The organism is Vibrio sp. 10N.261.52.C2 (genome assembly GCF_041471425.1).
GTDB lineage: Bacteria > Pseudomonadota > Gammaproteobacteria > Enterobacterales > Vibrionaceae > Vibrio > Vibrio crassostreae_C.
This window is the reverse complement of sequence record NZ_JBFROH010000043.1, coordinates 66,613-83,282: the sequence shown is the minus strand read 5'-3', so window position 1 is coordinate 83,282 and position 16,670 is coordinate 66,613. Positions and strand designations below refer to the sequence as shown.

Genomic DNA, 16,670 nt, shown 5'->3' with positions numbered 1-16,670 from the left:
CGTTCCTAAGTTCTTAAATAGCCTTTTCCTCTCACACTGGAAAGGAAAAAGTTGAGGGCCAATGCCAATGCTAATAACACCATACCGAGGGCAACACCTTGAGCGAATGCGCCTTTGTGGCTTTCCATAGCGATAGCTGTTGGGATGTTTCTTGTCATCCCCATAATGTTGCCACCGACCATCATTGAACAACCGACTTCAGTAACGATACGAGAGAAGGCTGCAATGGTTGCGGCCAATAGAGGAAAACGTGTTTCCCAAATCAAGGTACACGCCACACGTGTCGTTGATACACCAAGCGTACGCGCTGTTTCTACTGCTCGGCGATCACTGGCCTGCAGAGCACCGTGCATCATCGCGACTAGGATAGGGAAACAGATCAGCATCTGACCTAAAATCATCGCCTTCTGGGTAAACAGCAATTGCCAATCACCTAGCGGGCCAGAGCGAGAAAGCATCATGTACATCAACAAACCAATAACCACAGTAGGGATCGCTTGCAGGGTATTGATCACCGAAAGCAGAGCCCACTTTCCGGGGAACTCGGTATAAGCCAATAAGAAAGCCATAAGGATTGCAGGAACAATCACTAATGAGATGGCGGACAAAGACACACTGAAGGATACCGCGACGATCTGCCACAATTCGTGGTCAAAACTCACCAGTAGATTCATTGCATCAATCGTTGTTTGCCATAGGGTCATGAAGTATCTCGTGTGAATCGATAATAGGTTTTTATCGGTAATGACTGATGTTAATCATAGCTGACACAATATATTTGAGCCTGTATTGGCCAGCTATTGTTTTTAAGCGTGCTCATTAACTGAATTTAGTTAAGTGTAGTGTTTGTTGGTTTTGACGACATCTTCAACGCTACGCTTTACTTACTACAAACTATTCTGCGCTTGCAACAAACAGTTGTTTGCCATGCAGTTTAAAGTCGTTAATCAGTTTCTGACCTTTAGGGTTAACCAACCAATCACTGAATACTTTCGCTGCTTGGTAGTTAATGCTTGGGTAGCGCTCAGGGTTAACCAGAATCACTTGGTAAGGGTTGAAGAGGTTCTTGTCACCTTGGAAAAGGATTTTAAGATCCAATTTGTTTTGGTAAGCCAACCAAGTACCACGGTCTGTCATGGTGTAGCCTTGCATCTCTGACGCCATGTTCAGAGTAGGGCCCATGCCTTGACCAACACTGCGGTAACCACCAAAGTTTGGTTCAATTTTAGTTTGTGCCCAAATCCCCATCTCTTTCTTATGAGTACCAGAGTCGTCGCCACGAGACACAAACGTCACGTTATTAGTCGCGATCGCTTTGAACACATCTGCCACTGCTTTTTGAGATTCAATTTTTGCAGGGTCGCTTTGTGGGCCAACGATGACAAAGTCGTTATACATCAGCTTACGAGGTAAAACGCCGTAACCTTTTTCTACGAAATTCGCTTCAGCCTTTGGTGCGTGAGTCATCACCAAATCAACGTCACCATTTTCGCCCATGCGAAGAGATTTACCCGTACCAGCGGCAAGAACATCAACCTTGATACCAGAATCCTTTTCGAACTCAGGCAATAAGTAGTCCAGCAGACCAGAGTGATAAGTACTTGTGGTTGTCGCCAACTTAATATGAGTGGTGTCTTCCGCGCTGCTAGCCGTGTAACTGACGATCGATAGAGCTGCAATAGTTAGGGGAATTGCTTTCATTATTATTATGTCCATTCTGTTATAAATGAATGACATGCCTTCAGTTTTAAAGGGCTCAAAGAAGGGCATGTGCATAAGACGCTAATTGTTGTAATTAGAAATCTACACCTTACAAGCAATCTTAATGCCAACAAATAATGCATCAGATTTCATTAAATTGCTGTTATTTCGGACAAAATTGCGTCATTTACCCCGTTAAAATGAATCAAAACATGAGCTAGGACAAAATGTCGCACATTGTCCCTGTTGGAGAAAAGGTTAATTGGTACACTCTGTCCCAACTTTCCTCACCGGCTAATCATTATGTCTTTACCTAGTTCATCTGCTTCCAATCTCAACCCGAACACATTGACTCAATATCAGGCATTTTCTGTCTTGGTTGTTGATGATGAGTTGGGTATGCAGGCTATCTTAAAGAAAGCACTAGGTAAGTTCTTTGGCAAGGTGTCGAGTGCAGGGTCGGTTGAAGAGGCTGAAACGCTGCGTTCGAGTGAACATTTTGATCTGATTGTCCTTGATATCAACTTACCAGGTCGCTCTGGTATTGAGTGGGAAGAGGCGTTTAACGACAACGACAAACGCGCCGATGTGATTTTCATGACGGGTTATGCCGATCTAGAGATGACCATATCTGCACTTAAGCTTGGTGCTTCAGATTTTATTCTTAAGCCCTTCAACCTAGAACAGATGATACAAGCCGTTCTGCGTTGTATGGACAAGCGGCTTGACCAAAGAATGCAGTACGCGTTGAAGCGTGATGTTAGCCGTCATATCAAGACCGAATTGATCGGCAATTCAGACAAAACCAAACAGCTTAAACTGCTTATCAGTCAATTTGCACCATCTCGAGCTTCCGTTTTGATAGAAGGCGAGTCGGGTACAGGTAAAGAGTTGGTTGCGCGTGGTGTACATGAAGCCAGTAAACGTACTGGACCATTTGTGCCAATTAACTGTGGCGCGATTGCTCCAGAGCTTCTAGAAAGTGAACTGTTTGGACACACCTCTGGCGCATTTACCGGTGCGAAGAAAAACCGTGAAGGCCTTTTCCGAGTCGCAAGTGGTGGCACCTTGTTCCTTGATGAAATCGGTGAAATGCCGCTGCCAATGCAAGCAGCGCTACTACGTGTGTTAGAACAAAGAACCATTCGTCCTGTTGGTAGTGAGAAAGAGATCTCTGTGGATGTACGCGTTGTAGCGGCGACCAACCGAAACCTTCAGGAAGAGGTCGATAAAGGGCACTTCCGTCGCGATCTATTCTACCGACTTAATGTACTTAAGATTGATGTGGTGCCATTGAGAGAGCGCCCGTCAGACCTGATTGAACTTGTTCCATACTTTACTCGTCTTTTATCGAGCGAGCTTGGCATGCCAGTTCCAAATTGGGCACATGAAGATATCTTGGCGTTGAACGAATACGAATGGCCGGGAAATATTCGTGAACTTAAAAACTTAGTCGAACGATGCATTCTTTTAGACAAGCCACCAGCACACTATTGGCGCGAGATTAATGGTGATCCTGTTCCCGCTAGCATTTCAGTGACGGTGTCACATGGTGCGGAAATGCCAAACTTGAATAATGCAGACGCTGCCGAGGGTTATCCAAACACTTGGACACTCAAAGAAGTAGAAAAATCTCATATAGAACAGCTGGTTAGTTTTCATGATGGCAATAAATCGGCAGCTGCAAGAGATCTTGGCGTCGCACGTAAAACGCTAGAGCGTAAGTACAAAGATTGGAACACAGAAGGCTCTGAATATGCCGATTAGACGTCGTTGGTGGTCAAAGTGGGCGTTCCGATTCAAAACCATGGTTCGCTACCGATTATTATTCCTAACATCAGCTCCGATCATTCTGACCTTGTGCGCGCTTGTGGCTATCACACTGTATTGGTCAATACATTACACGTGGCAGGGCGCTCTGATTGATGTCGATGAGCGTTTGGATGTTGCCGATAACAGTATTCACCTGATCCAAAATCAGCAAGCATACAACGTTCGTGCGTTCGCCGAGTCTTATAACTTTCGAACCAAACTCGCGAGTGATCTTTCACACGAAGAGCTAACTCGCTGGGTGTCTGAGAACAAATCTCGCTATGAGCTCGATTTTCTGCGCTGGCGCAGTGTCGAGAGCATGGAAAAGAAACTCGAATATCTAAACTTAACTCACAAGCCTTCATTTTTCAGTGTCTTAAGCCGTAATGAACTCAATTATCTCGATCGTGACCTCGCTAAAAAAGCGGAAGTTCCGATGCTCAACGGGCAAGAGGTCGAGACTCGCGGATTGGTAAGCCGAACCGTTGTATCCATCAAAGATGAACATGATCATGTGATTGGTTTTCTGGATGGTGGGATCTTACTGAATAACAGCACTCAACTTGTTGACCAAATCAGTAACCTTATCTATCCACAACGAGAAGGGTTTAATCGTCATATTGGTACGGTCACGGTCTTCCTTGATGATCTTCGCGTCAGCACCAACGTGCCTTTGAGCAGTGAAGACAGTGTAGGGCGCGCGATTGGTACACGTGTTTCTCACGAGGTTCACTCGAAAGTCTTGAATGAAGGTAAAGAGTGGCTAGATCGAGCGTATGTTTACGATGCTTGGTATATCACAGCTTACCAACCAATCCATGACCAGTTTAACAATGTGATTGGCATGCTTTACACCGGTTATTTGATTTGGCCGCTGATAGAAACCTACTTGACCAACCTTGGCGAAATCAGCATTACCATTGTGTTGCTGCTGTTGGCATCCGGCTTGATCGTTCACCGTGGTGCGCGTGATCTTTTTAACCCAATTGAACGCATTCATAAGGTCGTCAAGCTAGTACAGATGGGGCAAGACAAGCGCATTGGTACGCTAGGTTTGGATGATCAACACGAACTGACACTGCTCGCTAAACAATTCGACAAGATGTTGGATCTACTGCACGAGCGCAATCAAGAGATTCAACAAGCGGCGTCTGAACTAGAGTGCAAAGTGCATTCTCGTACCGCGAGTTTGAAAGAGAAAACTGAAGAACTCGAACTGCATATCAAGCTTCTCAATCAAGCCAGAGATAAGCTGGTGGTCAATGAAAAGCTAGCCGCGTTAGGTGAATTAACAGCAGGCATTGCTCATGAGATCAATAACCCAACCGCCGTGATTCTTGGCAACGTTGAACTGATGAAGTTTGAACTGGGCGATGAAGTGAGCCGTGTAGACGAGGAAGTCCACGCGATCATGGAGCAGATTGACCGAATTCGAAATATCACACGAAGCCTGCTTCAATACAGCCGTCACGGTGGCGTACAAGACGAAATTACGTGGCAACATATCAATCCAATTGTCGATGAAAGTATTACGCTCGTAAAAACAGGTGCGAAGAAGAAAGGCATTGTGTACGTATCACAGCTGAACGCTAAAACCTCAGTCGAAGTCAATCGAAACCAATTGCTACAGATTCTGGTTAACCTACAAATGAACGCGATTCATGCAATGGACGGTCAGGGCACGTTAACCATTTCGAGTGAAGACTGGGTTGAAAATGGCGTGTCTCACGGCGCTATCGTTCATGTTCAAGATGAAGGCTGCGGTATTAAGGAAGAACAACTGAAACGTATTTTCTCGCCTTTCTATACCACCAAACGTGATGGCACAGGCTTAGGGTTGTCAGTGTCTCAGAGTATCTTGAGCCAAACTGGCGGCGAGATCCGAGTTGAATCGGAGGTAGGTAAGGGAAGTTGCTTTAGTATCTATCTTCAACAGAAAGCGACGCCTCAATTGCTAGTATCAAACCTATAAGTTCTAAGAACCAATTCACTGATATCATCATCTGATAATATTTCTAACGCGCCTGGGCTATTGCACGAACGTTTTAGCCCAAGCACGAAAATTCTGCACTACTAATCTATCGCAAACCAAATCTCAACTCGCTGCAAATGAGGTACTCCAAGCCTCACAATCGCTCGCAGAAGACAGTCAGAAAATGGCGAACACTACAGAACACCTTACTGAGCAATTGAAATACTTTAAGGTTTAGCATCAATAGGACTATTAGCTTAAAGATAAAAAGCTCATAAAAAACACCTCCGCACTTGCGATAAGTTCGGAGGTGTTTTTATTTATGGCTAGTCATTTGCTATAAGCAACAAACGTCTAAAGCATCAAGCCTAATGCGCCGCTACTGAAATTTTCGGTGGGTTGATGTTGTGCTTCTTAAACTCTTTCATCACACGCAAAGTAATGTCGGTTTCAAACAGCTTCTCATACGCAGTATCCACAACGTAAGCCTTACAAGTTAGCTGTATTGCTAGGTAGTTATCGGTAATCGTCTGTTTAACCAAAACCGTTACAGGTTTCGGCAAGTGGATATAACGACTTGAAGACGCCGCTTCTTGAATCAGATCGCGGGCTAGGGTGATGTCTTCATCCATACCAACGTAAAACGGAATCACCACCTGCATGTCCAACGCACCGTAGTTACCACTGGTGGTCACTTCATTTAAGAACTTGTTGTTCGGAATGGTAATGATGTCATCGTTCAGGGTTCTCATTCGCACTGAACGCAAACCAATGGTAATGATATCACCGTAGTTGCCTTCGAACGTGACGCGGTCACCAACTTGAAAGGGCCTATCAATCATTACCGTGATGCCCGCGATGAATGAAGCTGCCAAATCTTTAAGCGCAAAGCCGACTGACACGGCGAGGGTACCACCAATCAAAGCCAGTATTTGGTCGTTGATTCTAAAGCTCATCATGAACACGATAAGACCTGTGCTCACATAGATAAAGAACTGAGTAAACGACTGCAGTTTCTGTAGCAGCATTCGGTATTGCACGAATTGGCTACCAAAACTGGTCACCATCGAGTTGATAAACTTAAGCAGTAACCACATCGCCGCAATAACGATCATGGAGAAGAACACGCCGCTCCATCGCACTAGACTCGCTATCTTTGAGATGTTTTCGACATTGGCTAACTCTTCCGTCGCAAAGATCGGGAAACTGACAGCACTTGCCAAGCCAACAAATAGTAGGATAAATAACTTCTTCATTTTACTTCACCAGTAGATGTTGACGGTCGAGAACGTTAGTAATGTGGCGGAACCAGTGCTCGGAAATTCGAGCCTTTTCTTCATGCCAACCAATATAACCACGGCTTTCAAAGTAACGCAGAATGCCGGTTATCTCAGCCGTGCTTAGCTGCGTACAATCAGACAAGACTTCCGGAGACGCGATTTCCAACTGCACGATAGAACGAAGCACAGCCAGCATAGGTTTTGGCATGTTTTCTAGTTCTTGTGCTTCTGGAACATGGAACAAGCGCACCACGGCTTGATCGGTATCTTTGTTTCGATTCAATGAGAGTCGGAAGAAGCGCAACGCAACGGTAGGGTTACCATCAGAGTAATGCCACAAGATTCGGTAGAAGCCTTGGCGTGCGCGATCTTCCTCGCTCATGTCATCTTGGTCCCACTGTTTAGGTACCACCAAACCATCAAACGATAACGGCTTCTCAAGCTCCGTATTAATACGGCTATTTAGAAGCTCACCGACTTGTTTCTCTGTCCAACGCGGAAGGAAACACACCAAGTCAAACAGCAAACGTTCGCCACGCGCTCGATCGACAAACCGCCAGCTTGATTTGGCGATCGATATCACGACACGGTGGTTCTTTTTAGAACGACGCAGTAGATTGGTTAAACGTATCAGATCAGACAATCCGCCAACCATTGGCTTAACTAGACGTTGTGCATTATCGATCGCAATCAAGTACGTGGTCTTGCTTTTACGAAGGTGAGCCAAGATCTGAATCTCAGTCGCTTTCTCTTCCAAGCCGATGCTCACCGCTAGATGCGCTAACAGCTCTTGATAACCAGCGTAAGGGCAACTTACGTAGACAGGTTCAGCGTTAGAGACTTTGTGCAGCAGGGTATAAAGCAGCGTTGTTGCGCCCACACCACGTTCACCTGAAACAATACAGATAGCAGGGCTGTCTGACATCAAGTAGCGAGACAGTTGCTTAACCTCATCACCGGCGTAATCAATCAGCGTGCTGTCGATATTACCCGGAAGAATGTATTCATAGGTTTGATCGCCTTTGATTCGAACCAAGTTTTGCTGATTCTTGTCAAGGTCAGACTGCTTAGCCACTTCAATTCTAAACAGGTACGCCAAAGCTTGGCTAAACAGTGTGTAATTAGACAGTAAGGCCATGATGCGGTGTTGGAAGTTGTAAACACTCAACCATACGATGCCAATGGCCGTCGCCAATATATTAAGTAAGAAGGTATCCTTGCGGTTTACTGCCCAGTTCACCCATACCGGACGATCAGAGATGTGTTGCAGCGTATCGAAGACTTTCGCACGCCATAATCTAAGCACTGAAATGGTAACCAGTACAAACCAGAAAAATAGGGCGCTGTAGATCCAGCTATAGATAGTGCCTTTGCCTAGCGTGATACTCGATATTTGCAAAGTCACACCCGCAACAATGAAGCTCCAAACATAACGGCGAATGGTCGATAGGCGCAGCGCAATCACTTCTTGATTAGATGTGCGGCCCAAACGATACGCAAATTCCAAAATAAAGCTGATAGCAATCGAACCACCTAGAATCCACCAAGTGAAGATCTCAAGGAAAATCAGGTGTTGCAGGCTAGGGATGCTGGAGAGCACTCTTAGAGAAAGCGTAATCGCAATTAACCAAGCAATCGCACGATCAGCGCGGCTGATGTACCAGATCACACGTACTAAAAATGGAGGGTTCGTTTTCGCTTCAAGAAAATTAATTCTTAACAACTCAATCAAACGAGTGCTATTGGCAAGCCACCACGCTAAACCAAAATAGATAAACAACACTTTTAACGATGCACCAATCACAGGCACTGGCGAAATAAAGATGTCTTTAACGAGCGCTTTAAAGCTACGAATTTGGAAGTAAACAAGATACTCAATGTTGAGCTTGGTTAATTCCCACTCTTGCTTAAATTGAGTTACGCCGTAGGGGCCAAAACCCGTTAGGCGCTCTTTATTAGCGGAATTCGTCTGCTCTAACAGGTGTTGCTTGCTCACATTCAAGCTATTCAACGTGACGTAGCTGGTTTGAACGGCAAACCATTGTTCGGCGTCGTTGTTTGCTCTGTAGGCTTTTATCTGTTGCTCGAAGGTTTTGATTTCCTGCTTTTGAACTTGTAGCACTTCAGCGAGCAATATATTGACTTGGCGTCTGTCCGACGGCTCCATAAAGAGGGGGTCGGGTAACGAATCAATTCGATCATCGAGATCAACAGCAGAATCGGATACCTGCGGCTGAGATTGTAAGTCATATTCCAAGTTGGCATGACTAGGCCAAGAGAGAATGGCCAAAGTGAGGATTAAGAAGCGCGATAGTGAACGCATAAAAGTCTCTTAGAATTATGAGGTTAGGATTACTATAGTTAGATAATCTGACTTTGTGAAATCCAACCCCGTGTCGGGGGCGAGTACTTTATTCCTGTTTCGAGCGATTTTGTCATGAAATTGTCAGGGATTAGGCTAGTATTTGAGCATCTTTATTATGTCTTCTGTTGCGTTGATCGGGTTGGCTTTTACTGTGACCAATCAGCATACGATATATTCAATGGTTGGCATGATTTGGGACGTTATATACCGCCCATTATGGTGCGCTGTTCGATATTTTGTTTTTCCTTAAAATCGACGGTTTTACGGCGATAAATAGAAAACCAAAAATGTGAGTCAGTTCAAACTATGATTTGGCTAGGTTATCACTCACTTAATGGCCAGTAATTGCAATCAATACTTGCAGTTAAAGCCCTGAACAAGTAACGTTGCGGCGTTTTTCACATTAAAAAGGTAATGGCATTGATCTCCACAGCAAATATCACCCAACAATTCGGCGCTAAGCCACTTTTCGAAAATATTTCAGTTAAGTTCGGCGAAGGCAACCGCTACGGTTTAATCGGCGCGAATGGCTGTGGTAAATCGACGTTCATGAAGATCCTATCTGGTGAACTTGAGCCAAGTGCTGGTAACGTAAGCTACGATCCAAACGAGCGCGTTGCTAAGCTAAACCAAGACCAGTTTGCTTACGAAGAATTCACGGTAATCGACACGGTTATCATGGGTCACAAAGAGCTTTGGGCTATTAAGCAAGAGCGTGACCGCATTTACTCTTTGCCAGAAATGAGCGAAGAAGACGGCATGAAAGTGGCTGACCTTGAAGTTCAGTTCGCTGAAATGGACGGTTACATGGCAGAAGCTAAAGCTGGTGAGCTTCTTCTAGCGGTAGGTATTGAAGAATCAATGCACTTCGGTCTGATGAGCGAAGTAGCACCGGGTTGGAAACTTCGTGTTCTATTGTCTCAAGTGCTGTTTGCAGACCCGCATATCATGCTTCTTGACGAACCAACGAACAACCTGGACATGGACACCATCAAGTGGTTGGAAGACACGCTAAACCAACGTAACTGCACAATGATCATCATTTCGCACGACCGTCACTTCCTAAACTCTGTTTGTACACACATGGCTGACCTTGATTACGGCGAACTTCGTCTATTCCCAGGTAACTACGATGAGTACATGACGGCTGCGACTCAAGCTCGTGAGCGTCTACTGTCTGACAACGCTAAGAAGAAAGCGCAAATTGCTGAACTTCAAACGTTCGTATCTCGTTTCTCTGCTAACGCATCGAAAGCGAAGCAAGCAACGTCTCGTGCTAAGCAGATCGATAAGATCCAACTAGACGAAGTTAAAGCGTCTAGCCGTCAAAACCCATTCATCCGTTTCGAACAGTCTAAAGAGCTATTCCGTAACGCACTTGTGGTTGAAAACCTATCTCAAGGTTTTGAAGAAGACCTATACAACAAGTTCGACGGTATTTTCGAAGTAGGTGAGCGTGTTGCTATCATCGGTGAGAACGGTGTGGGTAAAACAACACTACTTAACACACTAGCTGGCGCTCTTGAGCCTCGCACTGGTGAGTACAAGTGGTCTGAAAACTCAAACATCGGTTACTACGCTCAAGATCACGCACATGACTTCGAACAAGACATGAACCTGTTTGATTGGATGAGCCAATGGCGTCAAGAAGGCGAAGACGAGCAAGTTGTTCGTGGCTTCCTAGGTCGTATGCTATTTGGTCAAGACGACATTAAGAAATCTGTAAAGGTTATCTCTGGTGGTGAGCAAGGTCGTATGCTTCTTGGTAAGATCATGATGCATAAACCAAACATCCTGCTAATGGATGAGCCAACAAACCACATGGATATGGAATCTATCGAAGCGCTTAACTTGGCTCTTGAGAACTACAAAGGCACATTGTTCTTCGTATCTCACGACCGTGTATTCGTAGACTCGCTTGCAACTCGTATCCTTGAAATCAAAGATGGCAAGATCAACGATTTCCGCGGTACTTACGCTGAGTTCTTGAAAGCACGCGGCTAAGCTTTAAGTTAGCCTTAGTTTTCAACTCTATGCGTTGGAAATTAAGCTATAAATTGAAAATTAAAAACGCCGTCCTACTAAAAAGCATGACGGCGTTTTTGTATCTAGCTAAGTTTCTATGTATTTATCCTTGATGGGTCACTAACTATTTACATCAGAACTTTACAATTAGAAGCGGTTAGTGAATCACCAATCAAACCTACGCTTTTTTCCGACTGCTGATTATTCACCTTTCACATCAAAGTCAATCTTGTCTGCACCCGTGAACACTTGGAAGCGTAAACCTTTAGCGCGAGCAATCGTAGTGATGCCGAACTTCTGCGCTAAATCTAAGCCCATTTGTGTAACGCCAGAGCGTGACAGTAGAACAGGGATTCCCATCTGCGCAACCTTAATCACCATCTCAGACGTTAAACGGCCTGTGGTGTAGAAGATCTTATCTTCACCTGTCTCTTTGTTAAGCCACATCTCACCAGCCAATGTATCAACGGCATTGTGTCGGCCAACATCTTCAACAAACGATAGAACCTTGTCGTCTTTGCAAACAGCACAGCCATGAACCGCACCCGCTTTCTTGTAGGTGTCGTTATAATGAGTCAGCGCTTCTAGAGCCGTATAGATTTCAGATTGCTTAATCTTGGTTTGAGGCACTTGGTAATCTTCCAATTGCTTCATCACGTTGCCATACATGGTACCTTGGCCACAGCCAGAGGTAACTGTCTTCTTCTTAAGCGCTTGCTCAAGTTGGCTCGTATCTTCTTTGGTGATAACCGCTGCTGAGCTGGTTTCCCAGTCGATGATGATTGATTCAACGGCTTCTGGATCAGAAAGGAAGCTTTGGTTTTTCAAATAACCCAAGACTAATGCTTCCGGGCGTGAACCCAATGTCATTAGAGTTACGATCTCTTTCCAGTTCAACATAACGGTAAGAGGGCGCTCGCACGCAATTTGTTTCGTTAGCTTTTCGCCATATTCATCAAACACTTCAACTTCGATGGTCTGAAGTGGGTTTTCACTGGTTTTTATTATGTTTGGTTTTACCACAGTCATTTCCTACTTAATGAGATAGCGATTTTATGAGATAAGAAGCCAACAAGAGCAATAAGGCTCTCATTCATTAATGCGCTAGTTTGTTGATTCGCTATGGCCTAGATTTCGATTATCGTTCTCGAACATGCCATAGATCTGTGAATACATAGCTCTGTGAAGAACATTAGCGAATTAGCTAAAGCAAATCTTATTCCAAAATAACGGGGATTGATGGAAACATGAAGCATTAGATTAAAATAGCGCAAAATATGAGAGTTCACCGGGTGGAGTTGTCTGAAATAACCAGTATCGACTAACGTTATAGTGACAACTTGATAACGAACGCTATAGATACGCTCTCGCAGTTAATCCGTATTGGCGTGTTTATTGCTTTATGGGGTGTATATGAATGCACACAGTACAAAATGTCCTAAGTGCATTCAGACCAAAGAAAATCAATTGGGTGAAGTATGTCTGAGATAAAAGAATTCAAAGAACAATATGAAAAAACAGAAGCAGCTTGGCCAATCGGTGTCCAAAGAATAGAGAAAGAGATCAAAACTGGCATTTGGGTAACAACTCAATGGGAACTCATCGGTTTTGAATTATCACCTGAACATGAAACCCCAGACGTATGTTTGCTTCAGTTGCACAAAGACGAACGTACCGACTACCGCTTCAATCTAAGCTCTCAGCAACCTAAGCTTTTCTTAGTGATGGATAATGTCGATTCAGGCGTTAAGCCCGTCATTCAGTTACTTACAGCATCACAAACCGTTGCAGGGCAATACATGGACGGTGACAACCAAGTCCTTTCATACGACATTCCGTTACCTGTACAAGCTTGGATGGAAGCGTTCATCGGTCGTCATGGTGAGTTATTAGAAGCAAGACGTAAGAAACGTAAAGGCGCGGGTCGATCAAATGGCAACTAACTTTTTTAGCCGTTGGTCTCAACGAAAGCTTGATGAATCAACCGACCAACCTTTAGAAGCGCAACAAACGCTTGAGGAAACTGAGCTTACTTCCGCAAAGACTTCGTCTGCTGCTTCATCTATAGACGCAGAAACATCGGAGTCATTAGAACGTGGAACTTTGGAAAAAGAGTCTCCAGAACACGCTGTCGATTCTCAAACTATTGACTCTCAGGAGATAGCATCAGAAACGACTGAAGACTTGTCTGTTGCTCAATTATTGGTGTCAGAAGCTTCAGAAAGCGTAAAAAAAGCGGCATTGCGTAAATTATTCCTCTCAGAAGAATTCAACGTTCGTGATGGTTTAGATGATTACGACGACGATTACAGTAATTTGAAGTCTCTTTCTGAAGGGGTTGCGGAAACCTTGCGTGATTGGGTTAAAGACAAAACGGAAGAAGAAACTGCGCCAGAAGAAGAGCAAATCATTGATAATAAAGACGAAGGTGAAGTTTTAGAAAATTCTGAAATCGATCTTGAGGTATCTGATAATAAACTTGAAACGTCAGAAAGTGCCGAAATAACCGAACAAGAAAAAGAACTGTATAAAAACACAGTATCGAATAATAACGCTACAATATCAGACGAAGCAGACCTGAAAGAGGTGGGACAAAATATACCACACAAAGAATAGGTACATTTTGACTAAACACTCAATGAACCGCTTGCGACAAAATGTCCCAAGCGGTTTTTTTATACGCACAATAAACGTTATATAGGATTAAATCACTGAAATATAAGGCATATTAAATTGGCATGGCATTTGCAAAATAACGTTCATTATCAACTTTTTTGTAGATAGACGAGTTCACGGTCTGACGAACGACACACTGGCTAAAGGGTTAGTTGTTAACGGATTACTCAGCAAGTTCTCTCTCGCTTACTACAATAAAGGTTGAACAGATTATCCATGTCCAAAGATGGAACTGAGCAATGCTTAAACAATTATTAGAACAAGCAAATTCAAATAACGCTAAAGCAAGACTGTATGCATTTGAAAATACAGTTGAGTTAACAAATCTGATTCCACCTACTGTTAGCTACGAAAGCGGCGGTAATACACTTGTTATTGGTCCAACTGCGATCATTGAAAGTGCTGCGGCTCAATTACCTCAGTTAACAAGCCTAACACTGCTTTCGACAGATGGTGTGAAGGCAACGAATACTGAGTCAGAGCTTTACTACGCGAACGCGGTTCAAGTTTCTGGTTTCCTTGGTACGTTCGAAGTTCTTATCGAGAGCAAAGGCCTAACCAATAACCTTGCAAAAGTAGCAATCAATCATGACTGTTTTGATGTGGTTTTGGACTTATGTCTGAATAGCTGCATGACTGAAGAAGTGCCTGTTCCTGGTTATTACCCAGTAGGTCGTGGTTATCCAAAACTGGCTGAAGCGTTAGAAGAAATTCCTACGTTAATGGGCACGTTTGATAAGCCTAAGTTCTTCCGTTTGGACACAGACCTATGCGCGCACAGTTCTCGTGGCGTAAAAGGCTGTGAGCGTTGTGTAGATGCTTGTCCTGCTGGCGCACTATCAAGTGAAGGCTCTGATAAGACGGGTCACAAGATTGAGATTAACCCTTACCTATGTCAAGGCGTTGGTACTTGTGCAACTAGTTGTCCTACAGAAGCGATTACCTATGCGCTGCCAAACCCTGATGACACTCAAAAGTTTATTGAACGTACGCTAGCTAATTATGAGCAAGCGGGCGGTCTGGATCCAATCGTACTTATCTGTAGCTCTCGTCATGAGACTTACAATGTAATGGCGCTAAAAGCACTGCCAGATAACGTGATTCCAATTGTCGTAGAAGAACTGCCATCTATTGGTATCGATACTTGGTTTGCAGCTTTAGTTAATGGCGCAACTCAGGTTCTGTTTGCCGCATCTCGCTTTATGCCAGAAACGATCATTCGTGTTCTAAATAACGAAGTAGGGATTGCTCAAGAACTACTAGATCAAATCGGTATTCCAAAAGAAACCATCGATATTCTGTACTTAGAATCTCTACGTGAATGTCCTCCAACACTTTGTGTGGATTCATTCGACCTTGCACTTGGCGATCTTCAAGGCAACAAGCGCCAACGTCTATTTACAGCACTTGATGCGATGTCTTCAGCTCGTATTCCTGTTGAAAATATTGTTGAGCTTCCGTCAAACGCACCTTACGGCAACGTTTCGTGTGATAGCAAAGATTGTACGTTATGTATGAGCTGTGTGGCTGTGTGTCCGACACGTGCACTTCATACCGACGGGGCTTCTCCATCACTTAAATTTGTAGAACAAGACTGTATTCAATGTGGCTTGTGTGAAAAGGCATGTCCTGAAAATGTTCTGACTCTTACGCCTCGTATGAACTGGGTAAAAGAAGAACGTCAAAAAGCAGTTGTGATTCATGAAGAGAAAGCTGCGGAATGTGTACGTTGCCATAAACCATTCGCACCTCAGTCTATGATTGACATGTTACAGAACAAGTTACGCGGTCACTCTCACTTTTCAGATGAAGCAGCGATTAATCGTATTGCTATGTGTGAAGACTGCCGTGTGGTGGATATGTTCGATTCAATGGCTCAAGACCCATTGAAACAATTGAAATACTAGGAGTTAGCCTTGGAAACGAATTTGGATCAGGCACAAGAACAGACACTAAGAACTGAGATCTATTTGGTTCTATCCGCACTGTTTCGCAGCGCACCTTCTGAAGAGGTGATCGACTTTCTAAAAACACTCGATATTGAAGCGTCTGAAAGCGCAATGCAAAAGGCTTGGATTGCCATTCAACAAGCGGCAACAGAATCAAACCGTGAAGCTCTTGAAGACGAATATCAAGATTTGTTCATCGGTATTGGGCGTGGAGAAGTCGTTCCATTTGGTTCTTGGCATCGCACTGGCGCCATGATGGAAAAACCATTGGCAGAGATTCGTCATGACTTAGAGCTTTTAGGCATTGAGCGTGACGATCAAGTGAAAGAGCCGGAAGATCATATCGCAGCACTGTGTGAAGTGATGGCGATGCTAACGGCTGAAGAAGAAGCACTGCAACAGGCGGTATTCAATAAGCACCTTGGCCCTTGGTTTAACTCTTTCACGCGTCAGCTTGAAGGGGCAGAAAGCGCGAACTTCTACAAATCGGCCGCTCAACTGTGTGAAGCATTCTTAACGTTAGAACAAGTGCGTTTTAGCGTGAATACAAAAAGCAGTAAGCACAAATTAAAGATTGATGTGAAAAACGTCACTGATTACGAGTAATCGAGCAGTACGCGATTATATCGATAGAGGGGCATTAAGCCTCCAAAAAAAGATCTACCGTAAGGTAAGGAAGCAATGATGAAAGATAATAAAGATATAAATACAAGCCGTAGGGATCTACTCAAAGGCTTGACGACTGCAGCCGTTGCTGGTGCCGTTGTCGCTGGTACAACTAAAGTGGCAACCGCTTCAGAAACTGTTGAAATTTCGAAAGAAGACGTGAAGAAGACAGGGTATCGTGAGACGCAACACATTCGCGATTACTACGACACACTTTAGGAGAT

13 protein-coding genes are annotated in these 16,670 nt (G+C 44.1%); 8 read left to right on the top strand and 5 right to left on the bottom strand.

Going from position 1 to position 16,670, the window contains the following annotated elements; all coding sequences use genetic code 11:
- Positions 1-5 precede the first annotated feature (5 nt).
- Both AB4307_RS16550 and AB4307_RS16545 read right to left on the bottom strand, forming a co-directional pair.
- Positions 6-704, bottom strand: coding sequence for an ABC transporter permease (locus tag AB4307_RS16550; protein WP_009846742.1), 699 nt, complete (start codon positions 702-704; stop codon positions 6-8).
- Positions 705-894: 190 nt separating this feature from the next.
- The gene (locus AB4307_RS16545) at positions 895-1,701 is read right to left on the bottom strand and encodes an ABC transporter substrate-binding protein (protein WP_017059611.1); all 807 of its coding nucleotides are present in this window, start codon (positions 1,699-1,701) and stop codon (positions 895-897) included.
- A 303-nt stretch (positions 1,702-2,004) separates the two neighbouring features.
- Between AB4307_RS16545 and AB4307_RS16540 the strand changes: the two genes are divergently transcribed.
- Together AB4307_RS16540 and AB4307_RS16535 are read left to right on the top strand one after the other, a co-directional pair.
- The gene (locus AB4307_RS16540; RefSeq protein ID WP_029235435.1) at positions 2,005-3,468 is read left to right on the top strand and encodes a sigma-54-dependent transcriptional regulator; all 1,464 of its coding nucleotides are present in this window, start codon (positions 2,005-2,007) and stop codon (positions 3,466-3,468) included.
- Positions 3,458-5,485 carry a sensor histidine kinase gene (locus tag AB4307_RS16535; protein ID WP_017059613.1) on the top strand — a complete coding sequence of 676 codons (2,028 nt, stop codon included), beginning with the start codon at positions 3,458-3,460 and terminating at the stop codon, positions 5,483-5,485. The genes AB4307_RS16540 and AB4307_RS16535 overlap by 11 nt, the downstream gene beginning before the upstream one ends.
- A gap of 368 nt (positions 5,486-5,853) precedes the next feature.
- Here AB4307_RS16535 and AB4307_RS16530 read toward each other — a convergent pair whose 3' ends face one another.
- Together AB4307_RS16530 and AB4307_RS16525 are read right to left on the bottom strand one after the other, a co-directional pair.
- The gene (locus AB4307_RS16530) at positions 5,854-6,741 is read right to left on the bottom strand and encodes a mechanosensitive ion channel family protein (RefSeq protein WP_017059614.1); all 888 of its coding nucleotides are present in this window, start codon (positions 6,739-6,741) and stop codon (positions 5,854-5,856) included.
- Between the two features lies 1 nt (position 6,742).
- Positions 6,743-9,088: an ATP-binding protein gene (locus AB4307_RS16525; protein ID WP_372132580.1), complete on the bottom strand. Its 2,346-nt coding sequence runs from the start codon at positions 9,086-9,088 to the stop codon at positions 6,743-6,745.
- 462 nt (positions 9,089-9,550) lie between these two features.
- On the opposite strand from AB4307_RS16525, the gene AB4307_RS16520 reads away from it, so the two are divergent.
- A complete protein-coding gene (locus AB4307_RS16520; protein WP_050650342.1) occupies positions 9,551-11,134 on the top strand; it encodes an ABC-F family ATPase in 1,584 nt (527 codons plus the stop codon).
- Between the two features lie 222 nt (positions 11,135-11,356).
- Here the strand turns inward: AB4307_RS16520 and AB4307_RS16515 are convergent, their stop codons facing one another.
- A complete protein-coding gene (locus tag AB4307_RS16515) occupies positions 11,357-12,178 on the bottom strand; it encodes a formate dehydrogenase accessory sulfurtransferase FdhD (protein WP_017068189.1) in 822 nt (273 codons plus the stop codon).
- A 455-nt stretch (positions 12,179-12,633) separates the two neighbouring features.
- Between AB4307_RS16515 and AB4307_RS16510 the strand changes: the two genes are divergently transcribed.
- The 5 genes from AB4307_RS16510 (at position 12,634) to AB4307_RS16490 (ending at position 16,665) form a co-directional block, all read left to right on the top strand.
- Positions 12,634-13,098, top strand: coding sequence for a DUF3305 domain-containing protein (locus AB4307_RS16510; protein WP_017068190.1), 465 nt, complete (start codon positions 12,634-12,636; stop codon positions 13,096-13,098).
- Complete coding sequence (locus AB4307_RS16505) at positions 13,088-13,771, top strand: DUF3306 domain-containing protein (RefSeq protein WP_372132577.1); 684 nt, start codon at positions 13,088-13,090, stop codon at positions 13,769-13,771. Before AB4307_RS16510 ends, AB4307_RS16505 begins: the two co-directional genes overlap by 11 nt.
- 299 nt (positions 13,772-14,070) lie before the next feature.
- Positions 14,071-15,738 carry a 4Fe-4S dicluster domain-containing protein gene (locus AB4307_RS16500; RefSeq protein WP_372132574.1) on the top strand — a complete coding sequence of 556 codons (1,668 nt, stop codon included), beginning with the start codon at positions 14,071-14,073 and terminating at the stop codon, positions 15,736-15,738.
- Positions 15,739-15,747: 9 nt separating this feature from the next.
- Positions 15,748-16,386 carry a TorD/DmsD family molecular chaperone gene (locus AB4307_RS16495; protein ID WP_017059621.1) on the top strand — a complete coding sequence of 213 codons (639 nt, stop codon included), beginning with the start codon at positions 15,748-15,750 and terminating at the stop codon, positions 16,384-16,386.
- 78 nt (positions 16,387-16,464) lie between these two features.
- Positions 16,465-16,665: a twin-arginine translocation signal domain-containing protein gene (locus AB4307_RS16490; protein WP_008217926.1), complete on the top strand. Its 201-nt coding sequence runs from the start codon at positions 16,465-16,467 to the stop codon at positions 16,663-16,665.
- Positions 16,666-16,670 lie beyond the last annotated feature (5 nt).